Source organism: Peribacillus sp. 05N428 (assembly GCF_056397085.1).
Window position 1 is genome coordinate 80,652 of sequence record NZ_JBFTMS010000016.1, and the last position, 16,711, is coordinate 97,362.

Consider the following 16,711-nt stretch of genomic DNA (forward strand, 5'->3'; position numbering starts at 1 on the left):
CCAAAAGGAGTAATTTACTCTTATTTTCTTCATTCACTTGGAGCATTCATCGCTTGAAACATATGAAGCATCATTGAGGCAACCTGAACGCTTTCCGAAAATTTAGAGACCCGATGTGGAATCGACTTCTCAAAATAATATTTAGCTTCGGTTTCAAACACATCCACTTCATGTGGATTACGCATTAATCTTTTGTACCATGCAGGCTGAACCCTCAAATAATTTCGCATATCTTCGTTTGTTTGAATGAATTCATATATATTCTGGCGCATGAAAAACCCTCCTTAATCTTTGGTGAATAAAAAAGGGTTAGCTCTCTGCTCTTTTTCTTTTGGGGGAGGACTGGTATCACCTGATTTATTCCCTTGGAAAGCAGATAGCACTCCTTGGATTGCACCGATGGCCTGATTGGCATTCGTAATATATTGTTGAATCTGCCCCATATCCATGTTTTTAACGGCACTCATTAACGAACCGATCAACTCAGTGCTTTGGTCTCCCTTTTCAACCGGCGGTGATGGAGATCCTGTATTCTCTTTGGGCTCACCCACACTGCCGTCAGCCTGCCAGCGCGGATGATCTTCTCCGAGTAAATACCACTCTTCAAAAAGTTCCTGCCATGTTGCTTGTTTGCTTCTCACTTCATTCACTAAATGAGGATGTTCCTTTACAAACTCCCGAAATCCATCCACGGAGGGCCGCTTTCTTTTTGCCATTACTCTCACCTCACACTTAGACATCGCCTATTGCACCATATGCTAAAGGTAAATAAAAAGTGCATAAATTCCTTTTCTAATGCAATGGGGCGTGACTGCTGAATCCAAGTTCGTTATGTAAAAACCTCCATTGGCAAAAGATCCTCATCGAGGGGAATGCAACTGGTTGGGACCTTTAGTCAATTTAAAAATATGATCCACAACAAGAAAACGGACCCAAACCGGGTCCATTTCAGACTGTAGTCAAACTCGATGAAAAACGAGTTTGTCTACATTTTTTTTGCTTGTACAAATTTGGACGTTGATTTCCACTTCAGGCACTCGCTTTCCGCGGGCGGTCCGGGAGCCTCCTCGGCGTACTTGCGCCTGTGGGGTCTCCCTTGGACTCGCTATTCCCGCAGGAGTCTCGCACCTGCCGTTCCAATCAACTATGTTTTAGCCTACAGTCTTTTGTTTTGAAATAGATCTATTAAAACTTGAAGTGATGAGGATGCTTTCGAAACATATTTCCATTCGAGATCAATGATTACGTTAGATCAATTGGTGCCTCCGAACCATTTGGTTCGTAAAATATAGGCTGACATTGACTTCACTTTCATGTATGACTTGGTGAAAGGTATGTATTCAGAGGTAGGACACGCAGTATTGATCCAGTTATTCAGTTAAACTGACATTCATTCAATATACCTTCGTTTTCGTTATTCGTTCCATGCGTAAAGCGATTGAAGAAACTGAAACAAATATGGCTTACCATTGGCTCTTAGGCTATAGTTTTCATGATAAGCACCTCATTTCTCAAAGTTCGGAAAAATTATGAGCGACGTTTTAAAGATACAGACCCGTTTGAACAGATTTTCAATCGCATCTTAATAACAGCTGCTGATAGAAAGTTAATAAGCGCTGAACACGTATTCGCGATTCCACACATGTAAAAGCCAATGCGAATAAGCGCAAATTGAAAAGAAAATCGTACGCATAGAAACACGAGCATATCAATGACGTCTTCCAGATGAAATAAATCAAGATCGTGAAAACCATGGAAAGAAGCCTTTTCCACCAGATAAATTTGATAAGGAAGAAACCAAAGCAATTAAAGAAAGTACTACGGATCCTGAGAGTGGCTACCATGTGAAAGGTAAACGAACAAAACAGTTCGCCTATTCATTCCACGCGGTCGCAGACAGCAACGTTTTGTATTGGGAACAATTGTAACAACTGGCATGACAGTCATATTTTGATGCTACTAGGATTGAGAAAGTTGGCAACGAGAAGCAGTTGCCGCAAATGCAGCTTATAAAACACCAGCGATTACAAGCTACCTTTTTAACAAAGTAATCACACCTGCTTTACCCTATACACGTCCTCGAACAAAAGAAGGATTCTTTTGCAAACATGACTATGTTTCTTGTTACCTTTGCTCTTCGTGCGAAACTTTAAAGTACTCAACAACAAATAAAGTGGACTATCGCGAGTACAAATCGCCAAAACAAATTTGTGCAACATGCTCATATTTATCACGGTACAGAAAGCAAAGACCATCAAAAGGTAGTGACACGACATATCTGGCAAGCATTTGTGGAAGAAGCAGATCATTGCGTCATCATCAAAATATAAAACCTATATATGCGAAACGCAAAGAAACGGTTGAGCGTATATTCGCAGATGCAAAAGAAAAGCATGGTATGCGATGGACTACTTTAAGGGGACTTGAAAAATTGCCGATGCAAGCGATGCTTACTTTCGCTGCCATTAATTTAAAGAAGATGGCCACGTGGACATGGCAAGGTCCTAAAATGGCATAACATAGTGGCTCGAAGAACTCAAATCTCTTACCCTTTGGTCAAAATTTCAAAGGGAATATTAAAGGTTCGGAATTTTTTAATTCCGAACCCCTTTTGTCTACAAACTGAAACGGACCCAAACCGGGTCCGTTTTTTTATCTCTTTATGAAATTCTGGGTGTAATACTTTTTATATACCCCGACGCCCAGACCTGTAAATTCCTCGCTCAGCATCGCATCCCGATGCCCTTTGCTATTTAGCCAACCTTCCATGACTGCAGCTGCATCCACATAATTGGCTGCTATATTTTCACCGGCCACCCTGTATTTCACATGACCTGCATCAAGACGATTTTCCAAATCCCCCTTTGTTTCAGAAACATGGGTTCCTTCAGGGGTGTCCTTCATTTCCCGGCTATGAAGGTAAGCAACCTCCGCAGTAGCGGCATCCCATTCTAAAGGCTTCAAATCAAATCTGCTGCGCATGATATTCGTAATATCGAATATTTGCTGCTCATTTCCATCTTCCACTTTCGCCATGTCCTCATCTGAAAGGTCCTTAACTGTCACAAGTTCACCATGATAGGTCAACTCATATGGCTTTTGTTTCAATAGGGCGGAATCATTCAAAAATCGGATGCTTGAAACAGTCCCCGTGAATTTATCCAAATAAAGCTGAACATTAATATTCCCTAAATCAATTAACGGCCTCATGTTCATATCTTCCTCCGACAATTCAAAACGATAGGAACTGTGACCAACTTCAATATCAACAGTAGGTTCCACATATAAACTGGAATAGATGGCATCAATCGATTGTCCAATTTTAAAAGGAGCGACATTGACCTCATCACCGATTCCGAAAGCAGATACCACTTTTTCATTTTCAACGGCTAATTGGAAATAATTATTATAGTCCTTTTTATAAACCCACCATTCATATCCATAGGCAGACAAATCAATTCGATCCGGCTTACCGTATTCCCTTTCTATCTCTTTTGCATTTTTCCCGATCGTTACCGCCAGACCTTCTGTCACTTCAGTAACCCCTTCCTTTTCAGAGGAAGTGCTTCTTTCATTTATATGTCCATTGGGGTTAACACCTTTGTTACCATCAATAAGAGGGTTCCCTTCATCTTCATCGCCGATATTAAGATAAATACCGATTACGAAAAAAATAATGATTAACACCAACACCTTACCTAAACTGCGCAGAGGAACACTCCCTCTCTCTATCTAATTTATGTATCCAATGCAAAAACCTTTCTTTCCTGATTATATCACTGTTCAATCATAATTTTCTAATTTACGATAGACTGCCCCTTCATTAAATTTATTTAAAAAATGGAACTTTTGTGAATGATTGAAATACCATGGTTGAGTTCATTGCAACTTCAACCATTTCGTACTATTATAAAATATAGGATAAAATGGTATATTATAAACATACTTGGAGATTTTTAATATATTCATGTACATAATATTTTCCCGGTATGTCATTTTAATTCTCAATAGTAAACATAGGAGGTACTACTCGTGAAATTTGAAAGCTTTGGAATCGAAAACATCACAGCCGACTTAAACCGACTAGATGACCTAATGCCGCAATATGGTTTAATACGAGCAGAACAATGGGATTACGAAAGAGTCAGTTACGATCGTAAGTTCGAATTAAAAGAAGGCACGTTTTACCTGAGAATACTTGGCTATGCTACAGAGGGCGATGTTGGCGCTCACAGGGCCGTCATCAAATTAATGGTTCCTCTATTAGGAAAACACTATTATCCACACGGAGTTGAATATGGTGAAGGAGAGGATTTCCCTGCATCACTAGTTAAACAAAGTGAAAAAATCCTCGCTCAAATCAAAGAAGAACTTACACAATTTAACGGCCTGTAAAAGCCGTTAGCGAAAAGTGGGTCAAAGAGAGAGGATCATGTGTGATGCTCTCTTTTTTGTATCCAATACAAAAGCCTGATGCTTTTTTTTGCACCAGGCTTTTTTTCATTTTAAAATCCTAGGATTGCCTTTATTAAAGATGTTGTTTCGCCGCCATGATAAATCACATAAAGCAGGATGTAAACAGCTACTCCAGTAATCCCAGTGAAAAACCAAATGATGCTGGTCGCCGGCCCGATTTTCTTATGAATCGCGAATTTACCTTTAAACCCAGTGGTAAGCATGATGATCCCCAAAACAGCTCCAGTTGTTGCAAGCGTTATATGGAAAATCAAAAAAATCGTATAATAAATTTTTATGTCATCGGGTCCGCCAAATGACGTACTACCAATGAAGACCGTCCGAGAAAGATATATAGTGAAAAAGATCACCGCAAAAATCGCAGCTGCCATCATGGTTTTTTTATGGGTCTCGATTTTGCGTTGTTTAATTTGATACCAGCCTATTGCAACAGTGATGGCACTTAATACAATGAAGGCTGTACTTATCGTTGGAAGGATTGGTAAAGACATATGAAGTGTAGTCCTCTCTATATTTATTAATCAACTACCATTTTATAAGAGGCAATCGTAAAATTCAATAAAATCAAGGATTATTAACAGAATGCTCACTTTTACAGAATAGCCAAGTCAAATCACTGGCAATTTGCTTTAATTCGAAAATCAGGCAAAGGCAGATAAAAGACTTGTCCGCCCCAAGACAAGTCTTTTATCGTACAATTATTCTACAGTCTGAAAATCCGAAGGTATCGGATCGATATCACTTTGGCCGCCATTCTCCTTTTTGAACCAAGCAAAGAAAATGACACCTAATACATAGCCTAAAACGATTTCTTGAATCACCTTCATCAGAACCCCACCAAGCTGTTGATCCTCAAGCAACGGCAGTCCATTGAACATTTCCGGGCCACTGAGCGTTAAGCCCGACAGTGCTGAAGCAGGAACGCAAAGTTCCATGGCACTCGCCCAAGATTCCGCATTCGTAAATGTATCATACATCGGATCATTAGCAAAAATGATTAAAGCGCAAGCAGGGGTCATTAGAATGCCACTACCGAAAATATAAGCTACTTTTTTCACACCTGATAGACTTTCACGTTCCGGCAGTTGATTGACAAGCGGGAACCACATCAAAACGGCAGTCGTAAATAAAAGGACCGTGTATCCGGCATGAAACCACATGCCAGTTTTGATAAAGTCGAATACTAATGGGATATGGTACAGAGAGAAAAGAACATTAAATAGTAAAAGGGCGACAAGAGGTTTCGTGAAAAATTGAAATAACGTCTTCACTCCCCTTGAATTTATGAAAGTTCTTAAAAGCCAATCTGGAACCGCAATGATAAATAAAGGCGGGATCACGAGATAAAGCAGTGCCATTTGAAACATATGGGCACTGAACATGATATGGCTCAATAAGTCCAGTGGCGATCCTTTTACAACATATAGAAGGAACATGGCTATCAAAAAATAAGTAGCCTGTTTAACGGAAAGCGATGAACTGCCCGAAAACTTTTCCCTTTTTTTTGTCACCAGCCAAAAATAGCCAACGGTTATAAGTACGAGGACGGCAAAATAATAAGGACTCCATAAAGCACGAAATCCGAAAATATCAATAGACAAAAAAATCACCTCGTTCATGAACTTTTTCTTACTTTCATTATAACTAAAATGAAACCCGGTAACAAATATAGATAAACTTGGATTCTTTTTCTAGCTCATCACATAAAGAAAACCGGCTATCATTCAATAGCCGATTTTCTTTATGGTCTATAACCAAACAATCGTTGTGAACACAAGGACCGTTATCAAGCCGACTGCAAGCCCGGAAAACAAGAACAATGCAATGGTGCCATGGCCTTTATGCTTCATATGCATGAAATAATACAATTGGAAAATCACTTGTACAACTGCCAGCAGCAAAATGACTGGTTTAATGAACCAATGTGAAAAACCCTCAATTCCTACAGCAGCAAAAGCAAGTAATGTAAAGAAAATCATAAGTGTAAATGTTATCACTTGGTGTTTCATCTCTTCAGCATTTTTCTTGCGGCGATATTTTAAATCGACATTCGGGTTCGCTGAATTTGATTGTTCATTCGCCATCAGTTATCCCACCATTCCCATTAAATATACGACTGTAAAGATAAACACCCAGACTACATCAATGAAATGCCAATAAAGACTTGCAACATAAAATTTAGGAGCGTTATATAAATTCAAGCCCCTTCTTGCATTACGAACCATTAGAGATATGATCCAAACCAGACCAAAAGCAACGTGTCCTCCATGAAAACCAACTAACGTATAGAATGCGGATCCGAATGCACTGCTCGTAAATGTATGATTATATTCATGTATATAGTGATAAAATTCATAAATCTCAAGACCCAGAAAAGCAAAACCAAGTACAACCGTAATCAAAAGCCAAGCCTGCATCTGTTTAAAGTGGTTATTTTTCATATGGTACATCGCATACACACTGGTTAATGAACTGGTCAATAACAGCATGGTTGCTACAAAAGTAAGTGGTAATTGGAATAAGTCTTTTGCCAGGGCCGCATCACCATTTGGAACTTTATCCTTCAATGCAAGGTATGTTGCAAAAAGTGAGGCGAATAGTACCGTCTCTCCACCAAGAAACAACCAGAATCCCAAATACTTATTTTTACCTTCTAAAGTCGCTTTCTCGGGAGAAGCAGGCCAAGTGGCATCCGTGAATCTTTCATCTGTTTGCATTATGCCTTACCTCCCTTGTCTTTATCGTCCAAAAGGTCTTCTTTATGAATGTGGTATCCATGATCGTCTTTAACGGAACGGATAAACATTGAACCGAACGTGATCAAAAGACCAACAATCATTATAGGCAGGGTCCATGTCTTATCATCCATATTATATAAAGCACCGAATGCGGCAACAAATAAACCGAAAGAAATCGTTAAAGGGAGTATAGATGAATTCGGCATATGGATATCCCCCAGTGGTTCTGCAGGAGTCATTTCCTTTTTCCCTTCCATTTTTTCGACCCAGTAAGGATCCAATCCGCGGACAAGCGGAAGTTGTTTGAAATTATAAAACGGCGGTGGTGATGGAATGGCCCATTCAAGCGTACGGCCGTCTCCCCATGGATCATTGCCGACTTTCTCATTCTTTACAGATGTAATGATTATATTTATGATCATTACCAAGACACCAAATGCCATTAAGAAGGCACCGACTGTGCTGATCATATTACCTGTATTGAGACCTTGATCGTCCAAGAATGTAAATACGCGACGAGGCATCCCCATTAAACCTAAGAAATGTTGGATGAAGAATGTTAAATGGAAACCGATCAAGAACGTCCAAAATGTAATTTGCCCCAATTTCTCGTTTAACATCGTTCCAAACATTTTCGGCCAATAGAAATTGATTCCAGCCAGTAAGCCCAATACAACCCCACCGACGATTACATAGTGGAAATGGGCAACAACGAAATAACTATCATGGTATTGATAATCAGCAGGTGCTGACGCGAGCATGATACCTGTCACGCCACCCATGGTAAATGTAGGGATAAAGGCAACTGCATAAAGCATCGGTACCGTGAACTTGACGCTTCCCCCCCACATCGTAAAGATCCAGTTGAATATCTTAATACCTGTCGGAACTGCGATAGCCATGGTAGCCACGGCAAAGATTGCATTCGCTATAGGGCCTAAGCCAGTGGTAAACATGTGATGCGCCCAAACCATGAAACCTAAGAAACCGATTAAAACGGTTGCAAATACCATCGATGAATATCCAAATAATCTTTTTCTTGAAAAGGTAGCGAAAATTTCGGAAAAAATACCGAAAGCAGGAAGGATCAGGATATATACTTCCGGGTGACCGAATATCCAGAATAAATGCTCCCAAATGATCGTATTCCCGCCTGCTGCTACATCAAAGAAATTCGCACCGAACATCCTATCGAACATCATTAACACCAATCCCACGGTAAGCGGAGGAAAAGCGAATAATATCAATGCGGAAACAACGAAGGTTGACCATGTAAACAGCGGCATACGCATATATGTCATACCAGGCGCACGCATATTAATAATGGTTACAAGGAAATTGATCCCCGCAATTAATGTTCCCAATCCCGATATCTGTAATCCCAGGACGTAAAAATCAATACCATGGCCTTCTGAGTGCAGGGAAAGTGATGCATATGATGTCCAGCCCGCATCAGGAGCCCCTCCTAAAAACCATGAAAGATTCAGAAAGACTCCCCCAAAGAAAAACAGCCAAAAACCTAACGAATTCAAAAATGGGAACGCAACATCACGTGCCCCTATCTGTAAGGGTACGACCGCATTCATTACAGCAAACACCAACGGCATGGCTGCCAAAAATATCATAGTCGTACCGTGCATGGTCAATATTTCATTATAAAATCCGGCACTTACGAAGTCATTATTTGGGATTGCAAGCTGGATACGGATAAACATTGCTTCCAAACCGCCGATTACAAAGAATAACCCGCCAGAGATAAGATATAAAATGGCGATTTTCTTATGGTCTACCGTCGTCAGATAATCCCAAAGCGTAGCGCCAAATCCTTTTTTATTAGCGTACGTACTCACGATTTAACCTCCTTAATCAATGTTCTATTTGTCTTCCACCTTAAGCTCTAATAGATAAGCTGCCAGTGCATCAATATCTGAATCCGAAAGTTCACCGTAAGTACCGGTCATCGTGTTGCCCGGTTTATACTTCTCAGGATCCTTGATCCATTTCTTCACATTCTCTTCCGTATGATCCAATACGCCAGCTACTTTTTCACGCTCACCGAATGTAGCCAGATTCGGAGCCTGACGAGCAGCTTCAGGCCTGCTGTCATTTGGTGTCACCGCATGGCAGCCTATGCAACTTTGATTAAAGACGTCTTCACCCTGTTTGGCTAGATCACCTTCAACGACAGGTTCCTTCGCGGCTTTCATATCTTTTGCCCATGCTTCAAAATCGCTTTTAGACTTCGGTATGACTTTAAAATCCATCAAAGCATGTGAAGGACCGCAAAGCTCAGCACATTTTCCGTAGAATAAGTTATTCGAATCTTCTGCCTTTTTACTATCGAATTCTAAGAAAAACTGATTGACCCCTTCTGTATTTGTATCCATCTTTCCTCCGACGGAAGGTACCCAGAATGAGTGCTTAACATCTGAAGCAGTTAGATTGAAGTACACTTTTCGATCTGTCGGGACAACCAAATCCTGACTTGTTACAACGCCAAGGTCTGGATATTCAAACTCCCACCAATAAAGGTTTGCCCTAACATTCACGACAAGTGCATCCTTCGTTTTTCCATCCTTATCTTTCTTATCCATTGCCTTTGTGTCGGCTAAGTCAAAAGTCGTGACGACGGTTGGAACAGCCAGAACAATTAAAAGAAGGATAGGAATAACAGTCCAGATAATTTCGAGTTTATGACTTCCTTCAATTTGTTTCGGTATTGTTTCGTCGCCTTCCTTCCGACGGAAGCGTAGTAAAACTACAACGAACAAAATAATCACAACAATAATAACCAGTACCATGATTAGTGTACTCAATATCAGTAAGTCATACTGAGATTGCGCAACATCGCCAGCTGGCTTCAGCGCGGATAGAAATGGTTCGCCGCAGCCCGAAAGGACAAGTCCTACAATACCCAGCAGAGCAATTAGGCGCCATTTGTGCAGCCTTTTTTTCATAGCTTCAGAAACCCCTCTTTCGTCAAAATTTTCTCACAAAAATAAAAATGGGCGCAATTGCGAATATTCTCTCTATGTCAATTTCTAAAAAGAAAGAATCCCTAATCTAAGGAATTATTAAGTTGATTCATGTAACCGCTCTTATGTATGCCCCTGTTGGTTCCGTTAATATGTATGAATGGCGGTCAGTGCTTTATTTATCAGTAAACTGGAGCCTGTAAAAGAACAGGCCGCCAGTTTATTTAAACCAAAACTAGATCAGTGTGACAATAACCATCGCTACAAATAAAATGGTCATATAATTTAAAGAATATACAAACATGGATGTTGCCCATTTAATATCGTCTTTCTTTTTATACCCCTTAATTCCCAAAATAAGCCAACCTGTGCTCAATAAAGCAGCAAGAATAACTAGCGGTGTTCCTAATGGAGTTAAAAAGAAAGGAATGAACATTAAACAGATGATCCATAGCATAATCGATCTTTTTGCAGCCTTGAACCCTTTTACGACCGGAAGCATAGGTATTCCAGCTGCTCGATATTCTTCCACACGCCTCATTGCAAGTGCATAAAAATGAGGGGGCTGCCACAAGAACATGATCGCGAACAGGACCCAGGCGATCTTATCAAGGCCCGGGTCGACCGCAGCCCACCCGATAAGCGGAGGCACCGCTCCGGATATACTGCCTATTATCGTATTCGAGACAAATCTACGTTTGAAAACCATAGTATATAAAACAACATAGGCGAAGACGCCGAATGCACCCAGTATGGCAGTTGTCATATTAGTCAATGCAAGTAAAATCAGCCCTGCAGCAATTAAGCCGAAACTTAACGCCAATACCTTTGAAGGCTGTACTTTCCCGGTTACCGTCGGACGGTTTTTCGTTCTTTCCATTAAATGATCGATATCACGGTCATAATAATTATTGAAACTGCAAGAACCCGCCATTATGAGCGCCGAACCTGCAAGTGTATAAAACACTACATCTAGATTGCTTAAGAAGCTAAGCCCCGAAAAATGAAGAGCTAACCACACGCCGGTAAAAGCAGTAATTATATTCGAATTGACGATCCCCACTTTTATAAGTGCGAGAAAATCCTTCCAAGCTGTTGTTTCAGGTATATCCGATTGAAGGGCGGCTTTACTGTCCTCCATGACAGCTTCTGACAAACCCCTTGTTTCTGACATTTGTTTTCCTCCTTTAAATCATTCAGCACAGACGCAAATGCAAAAAAATACTTACATATGCTATAGAACATTATTTCATACTTTTTGATATTTGTAACCAAGGAAGCGTAAACAAAAAGTAAATTATTTACCAATGACTGTCGTCAATGGAATCCATCGAGAGCTATCATTCTTAATATCATGCTTAATAACAGTAAAATTTAGTAAAATCATTTCTTCAATATATTAAAACACATTTTTGGAAGCTTTTGTGAAAATTTTTCGGATATTTTTTGACCAATTTGTGTCTCAATAATTTACTGCTCTTGTAAGATGTTCATCAAGAACATGAATAGTATGCTATTATCATCATCCCCTAGGCTCTATCCCTATTTTGCTCCTACTTGAAGGTTTACACTCCCTTTATTTCTATCAAAGTCTTTTGTAACTTTCAACTATTTCAGGCATTTTAATTAATAGTTATAATATTAACTGAACTTGTAAAATCATTCTATTTTGTGTAATATCGAGGAAGTTCGACAAATATTATGAAAAATCTTATGCTATTATTAATTTTATGGAACAATCCTAATTTGCTACAGAGAAAAAGGTGGGACTACTAGTGAAATCGTCTCTTAAATGGTTTGCTGTTTTAACAACGATTGTAATGCTTTTCATCTTACTTGGCGGAGCTTTAGTCACGAAGACGGATTCCGGCATGGGATGCGGCAGGTCCTGGCCATTGTGCAATGGCCAATTGATCCCGGACAAAATCACGATTGAATTGGTCATTGAACTTTCCCATCGTCTCGTTTCAGGTGCTGGAGGATTCTTGGTTTTAATTTTATCGTATATGTCTTGGAAAAAAATCGGCCATATCCGTGAAGCACGTTTCTTATCCGTCCTTTCTTTTGGTTTTCTGTTACTACAAGGGTTAATCGGGGCCGCTGCCGTCATTTGGTCACAATCCGATTTTGTCCTTGCCCTTCATTTTGGCATATCGCTCATTTCCTTTGCTGCCGTCTTTTTACTTACATTGTTGATTTTTGAAGTAGACAAGAAGTTCGAAGCCGAAAAACTTATAGTTGACAAACGAATGAAATTCCATATCATTGGCGTATTGATTTTTTGTCTCGTAGTCGTATATACAGGTGCTCTTGTAAGGCATACAGAATCAAGTCTTATCTGTAAGGATTGGCCTTTATGTGTAAATGACAGCCTTGCACTCCCCTCTAACCTTTATGAATGGATTCAGATGGGACACCGTGCAATCGCAGGCGCCATTTTCATTTGGGTATCATATGTGGCTTATATCGCAAAAAAACATTACAAAAATCAAAAAGTGTTATATGGCGGTTGGATGGCTGCATTCATTCTCGTATTTTTACAGGTTACCGCTGGAGCCTTCATCATTTTCTCAAGGCAAAACTTATATATCGCATTGACACACGCATTATTCATTGCCTGCTTTTTTGGTGTAATGAGCTATTTGATGCTATTGACATCAAGAAGCAAAAAAAATGCACTGGCCAAGCAAAAAAGAAACTCCACGCACACAGTCAAAGGACAGGATGAAAAGGATATAACACCAACAGTACCCGCCCGTTAATTTCTGATTGTTCAATCAATAATATAATAGGACAAAACAAAAACCACCATTCCCCAGGGAATGGTGGTTTTTGTTTTGTCTTAAGATGACCGTGGATTGCCTTGAAAGAGGGTGTAGGGCAGCTTGAAACCTCAAGCATACCCCATATACCCTAAATCATTCAGAAGGTCACAGTCAGCGATATTACTTAGTTATTTCTATCAATAAGTCTCCAGTACTGATCGCTTCTCCATCTTTTACATAAATATCTTTGATGGTCCCGGAGAATGGTGCTTGCACGGTGGTTTCCATTTTCATCGCTTCCGTAATGATCAGGTGATCACCCTGCTTGACCTGATCTCCTTTCTCGACCACTACACGAATTACCGTACCTGGCATTGTCGCACCGATTTGTTCTTTATTTTTTGAATCAGCTTTTACTTTTGATACAACGGAAGATTTAATGTTTTCATCCTTGATGATCACTTCACGTGATTGACCATTCAACTCAAAATACACAACCCGTGTTCCATCAGCCAATGGCTGGCCGATTGAAACCAATTTTACGATAAGCGTTTTACCCTTTTCGATTTCAACTTCGATTTCTTCCCCTAGCCTCATACCATATAAGAAAGTTGCGGTATCGAGGTTGGAAACATCTCCAAACAACTCAATCGTTTTATTGTAGTCCAGGAATACTTTTGGATATAAGGCATATGCAAGCACATCGAAATCAGTGACTGCCCGTCCCAATTCCTTGAATAATTCTTCTTTAAGTGCTGCAAAGTCCACTTCTTCCAATAACTCACCCGGTCTTACCGTTATAGGTTTCTTCCCTTTCAGGATAACTTCCTGAAGCTCTTTAGGGAATCCCCCAACTGGCTGACCTAGATAGCCTTCGAATAACTCTATGACTGAATCAGGGAAATCGATGGATTTACCTTTTGTCAGAACATCCTCTTCAGACAGGTTATTTTGTACCATGAATAAAGCCATGTCCCCAACAACTTTGGATGAAGGAGTCACTTTAACGATATCGCCGAACATTACATTGACGCGCTGATACATCTCTTTCACTTCATGCCAGCGGTCTCCCAGCCCAACTGCTTTGGCTTGCTGCTGCAGATTACTATATTGGCCGCCCGGCATTTCGTGTTTGTAAACCTCGGTATGAGGTGCATTCATTCCGCTTTCGAAGTCATGATAGAATTTCCTGACCTCACCCCAGTATTCTCCTAAACGCTCTAGTGAATCGACTTCCAACTTAGGCTGTCTGCTTGAACCCTCCAATGCATAATGAAGTGTTTGTACACTTGGCTGCGAAGTCAGTCCAGCTAAAGAACCAATCGCCGTATCAACGATATCCACACCGGCTTCAATCGCTTTAGAATACATGTAAATTCCATTTCCGCTTGTATCATGAGTATGCAGATGTATCGGAAGGGATGTCGATTCTTTCAGTTCCGAGACAAGGCGGTAAGCAGCATCAGGCTTCAAGAGGCCGGCCATATCCTTGATCGCTAAAATATGGGCACCGGCTTGTTCCAATTCCACCGCCATATTTTTATAATAGTCGATATTATACTTGCTGCGTGTTGGATCATTCAAGTCCCCTGTATAACAAATGGCAGCTTCTGCAATTTTGCCGGATTGACGGACTGCATCAATAGCCAATTCCATCCCTTTAACCCAGTTTAAACTATCGAAGATACGGAAAACATCAACGCCTGCATCCGCTGATTTCTCGACGAATTCACGAATGACATTATCAGGATAATTTTTATAACCAACTGCATTTGAAGCCCTTAAAAGCATTTGTAATAGGACATTCGGTGCTTTTTTCCTGAAACTTAACAGCCTGTCCCACGGATCTTCTTTCAAGAAACGATATGCGACATCGAAAGTTGCCCCGCCCCACATTTCCATTGAAAATAAACCAGGAAGCAGTTTTGCTGTAGGTTCTGCGATATCAAGGATATCTTTCGACCTAATTCTCGTCGCCAGCAAAGATTGATGTGCATCACGGAAAGTCGTATCGGTGATCAATACCTCTTTCTGTTCTTTTATCCAATTGACCAGTCCCTCTGCTCCTTGCTCTTCAAGTATATTTTTTGTACCCGAGATAAGCGGCAGGCCACCAACATTCGGAATTGGTGCTGGATCAAAAACAGGTTTTTTCTTTTTCTCGACTCCCGGGAATCCATTCACGGTCACATTTCCGATATATGAAAGCATTTTTGTCCCACGGTCTTTTCTAATTGGGAAGCTAAATAATTCCGGTGTTGAATCAATGAATGATGTATCATATTCCCCATTAATGAATTTTTCATGTTTTACAACATTTTCAAGGAAGGGGATATTTGTTTTAATACCACGAATCCTGAATTCCTTAAGGTTACGAACCATTTTGGAAGCTGCCTGCTCAAATGAAAGCGCATGAGTAGAAAGTTTAACGAGAAGGGAATCATAATATGGTGTGATGACCGCACCTTGGAACCCATTCCCTGCGTCCAGACGGACACCGAATCCCCCACCGGAACGGTACACCATCATTTTCCCGGTATCAGGCATGAAATTATTCAATGGATCCTCGGTCGTCACCCTTGATTGAATCGCATATCCATGAGTTTTAATACCTGCTTGTTCGGGAATCCCGATCTTCTTGCCATGGAGCTCATGCCCTTCAGCCACCATGATTTGAGATTGAACGATATCAATGCCCGTAATCATTTCAGTGATCGTATGCTCAACCTGCACCCGTGGATTGACTTCAATAAAGTAAAATTCGCCATTTGCGACAAGGAACTCGACCGTACCAGCGTTTACATAATCAATATTTTTAGCCAACTTGACTGCTGCTTCACAAATCCTTTCCCTTAAATCTTCGGAAAGGGAAACGGAAGGTGCCACTTCCACAACTTTTTGATGCCGTCTCTGAACGGAACAGTCACGCTCATATAAATGGACGATATTCCCATGAGTATCAGCCAAAATCTGAACTTCGATATGCTTCGGATTTTGTATGAATCTCTCTACATAGACTTCATCATTACCAAAAGCTGCTTTAGCTTCTGATTTTGCGCGATCATAAGCCTCTTCAACTTCTTCGATTTTTCCGACAATTCGCATTCCGCGTCCGCCGCCGCCTAATGAGGCTTTTATAATAATTGGAAAACCGTATTGTTCACCAAATTCCTTGACTTCTTCAACACTGGTCACCGGTCCATCGCTACCAGGGATAACCGGAATATCCGCCAGTTCAGCTTGTGTTCTAGCTTTTACTTTGTCACCAAACATATCTAGGTGTCTTGATTCTGGTCCGATGAAGATTATGCCCTCTTCCTCACAGCGTTTCGCAAATTCAATATTTTCTGAAAGGAAACCATAACCGGGATGAATCGCATCGACGCCACTCATTTTGGCAATCGCGATTATGCCTTCAATATCCAGGTATGCATCAATCGGCTTTTTGCCTTCCCCGACCAAATATGCCTCATCCGCTTTATATCTGTGATAAGAACCATAATCTTCCTTTGAATAGATTGCAACTGTGTGAATGTCTAATTCCGTACAAGCCCGAAAAATCCTTATCGCTATTTCCCCGCGATTTGCCGCAAGTACTTTTTCTATACGTTTCCCCATTGCTACCACCCTAATCAATATGTATTTTTATTGAATATATAGAAAAAAAGCGTGAAAGATTTCCACCACTTTTTATTCATGAATTGATTTCCCAAATAAGGAGTCCAATCTGTTTAAGCTCATTTTATCGCTGATGTAA

Annotated in this window: 15 protein-coding genes; 4 read left to right on the top strand and 11 right to left on the bottom strand. The window is 40.5% G+C overall.

Going from position 1 to position 16,711, the window contains the following annotated elements; all coding sequences use genetic code 11:
• Positions 1 to 29: 29 nt before the first annotated feature.
• Both AC1DIV_RS16115 and AC1DIV_RS16120 read right to left on the bottom strand, forming a co-directional pair.
• Positions 30 to 272, bottom strand: a complete 243-nt coding sequence (locus AC1DIV_RS16115) for a YlbE-like family protein (protein WP_034313959.1) — start codon at positions 270 to 272, stop codon at positions 30 to 32.
• A 12-nt stretch (positions 273 to 284) separates the two neighbouring features.
• Positions 285 to 716: a YlbD family protein gene (locus AC1DIV_RS16120; protein ID WP_063596327.1), complete on the bottom strand. Its 432-nt coding sequence runs from the start codon at positions 714 to 716 to the stop codon at positions 285 to 287.
• A 709-nt stretch (positions 717 to 1,425) separates the two neighbouring features.
• Between AC1DIV_RS16120 and AC1DIV_RS16125 the strand changes: the two genes are divergently transcribed.
• Together AC1DIV_RS16125 and AC1DIV_RS16130 are read left to right on the top strand one after the other, a co-directional pair.
• Entirely contained in the window at positions 1,426 to 1,533 is a 108-nt protein-coding gene (locus tag AC1DIV_RS16125; RefSeq protein WP_289349413.1) for a hypothetical protein, read from the top strand.
• A 640-nt stretch (positions 1,534 to 2,173) separates the two neighbouring features.
• Positions 2,174 to 2,518, top strand: coding sequence for a transposase (locus tag AC1DIV_RS16130; protein ID WP_477576850.1), 345 nt, complete (start codon positions 2,174 to 2,176; stop codon positions 2,516 to 2,518).
• A gap of 134 nt (positions 2,519 to 2,652) precedes the next feature.
• Here AC1DIV_RS16130 and AC1DIV_RS16135 read toward each other — a convergent pair whose 3' ends face one another.
• The gene (locus AC1DIV_RS16135) at positions 2,653 to 3,687 is read right to left on the bottom strand and encodes a CAP domain-containing protein (RefSeq protein ID WP_340875628.1); all 1,035 of its coding nucleotides are present in this window, start codon (positions 3,685 to 3,687) and stop codon (positions 2,653 to 2,655) included.
• 345 nt (positions 3,688 to 4,032) lie between these two features.
• Here AC1DIV_RS16135 and AC1DIV_RS16140 point away from each other — a divergent pair, with 345 nt between their 5' ends.
• On the top strand, positions 4,033 to 4,395 hold the full coding sequence (locus AC1DIV_RS16140; protein WP_034313973.1) for a YugN family protein: 363 nt from the start codon (positions 4,033 to 4,035) through the stop codon (positions 4,393 to 4,395).
• A gap of 110 nt (positions 4,396 to 4,505) precedes the next feature.
• Here the strand turns inward: AC1DIV_RS16140 and AC1DIV_RS16145 are convergent, their stop codons facing one another.
• The 7 genes from AC1DIV_RS16145 to cyoE form a co-directional block, all read right to left on the bottom strand.
• A complete protein-coding gene (locus tag AC1DIV_RS16145) occupies positions 4,506 to 4,967 on the bottom strand; it encodes a DUF420 domain-containing protein (protein WP_048684536.1) in 462 nt (153 codons plus the stop codon).
• Positions 4,968 to 5,174: 207 nt separating this feature from the next.
• Positions 5,175 to 6,086: a cytochrome c oxidase assembly factor CtaG gene (gene ctaG, locus AC1DIV_RS16150; protein WP_340878483.1), complete on the bottom strand. Its 912-nt coding sequence runs from the start codon at positions 6,084 to 6,086 to the stop codon at positions 5,175 to 5,177.
• Between the two features lie 138 nt (positions 6,087 to 6,224).
• Complete coding sequence (gene ctaF / locus AC1DIV_RS16155) at positions 6,225 to 6,560, bottom strand: cytochrome c oxidase subunit IVB (protein ID WP_063596329.1); 336 nt, start codon at positions 6,558 to 6,560, stop codon at positions 6,225 to 6,227.
• Positions 6,561 to 6,563: 3 nt separating this feature from the next.
• A complete protein-coding gene (locus AC1DIV_RS16160; protein ID WP_336862819.1) occupies positions 6,564 to 7,193 on the bottom strand; it encodes a cytochrome (ubi)quinol oxidase subunit III in 630 nt (209 codons plus the stop codon).
• A complete protein-coding gene (ctaD, locus tag AC1DIV_RS16165) occupies positions 7,193 to 9,064 on the bottom strand; it encodes a cytochrome c oxidase subunit I (protein WP_336862818.1) in 1,872 nt (623 codons plus the stop codon). The genes AC1DIV_RS16160 and ctaD overlap by 1 nt, the downstream gene beginning before the upstream one ends.
• Positions 9,065 to 9,088: 24 nt before the next feature.
• Entirely contained in the window at positions 9,089 to 10,171 is a 1,083-nt protein-coding gene (gene coxB / locus AC1DIV_RS16170; protein ID WP_340875618.1) for a cytochrome c oxidase subunit II, read from the bottom strand.
• Between the two features lie 253 nt (positions 10,172 to 10,424).
• Positions 10,425 to 11,363, bottom strand: a complete 939-nt coding sequence (gene cyoE / locus AC1DIV_RS16175; RefSeq protein ID WP_340875615.1) for a heme o synthase — start codon at positions 11,361 to 11,363, stop codon at positions 10,425 to 10,427.
• 601 nt (positions 11,364 to 11,964) lie between these two features.
• Here cyoE and AC1DIV_RS16180 point away from each other — a divergent pair.
• Positions 11,965 to 12,951, top strand: coding sequence for a COX15/CtaA family protein (locus AC1DIV_RS16180; RefSeq protein ID WP_034313992.1), 987 nt, complete (start codon positions 11,965 to 11,967; stop codon positions 12,949 to 12,951).
• Between the two features lie 183 nt (positions 12,952 to 13,134).
• Here AC1DIV_RS16180 and pyc read toward each other — a convergent pair whose 3' ends face one another.
• Positions 13,135 to 16,572, bottom strand: coding sequence for a pyruvate carboxylase (gene pyc / locus AC1DIV_RS16185; protein ID WP_340875612.1), 3,438 nt, complete (start codon positions 16,570 to 16,572; stop codon positions 13,135 to 13,137).
• Between the last annotated feature and the right edge of the window lie 139 nt (positions 16,573 to 16,711).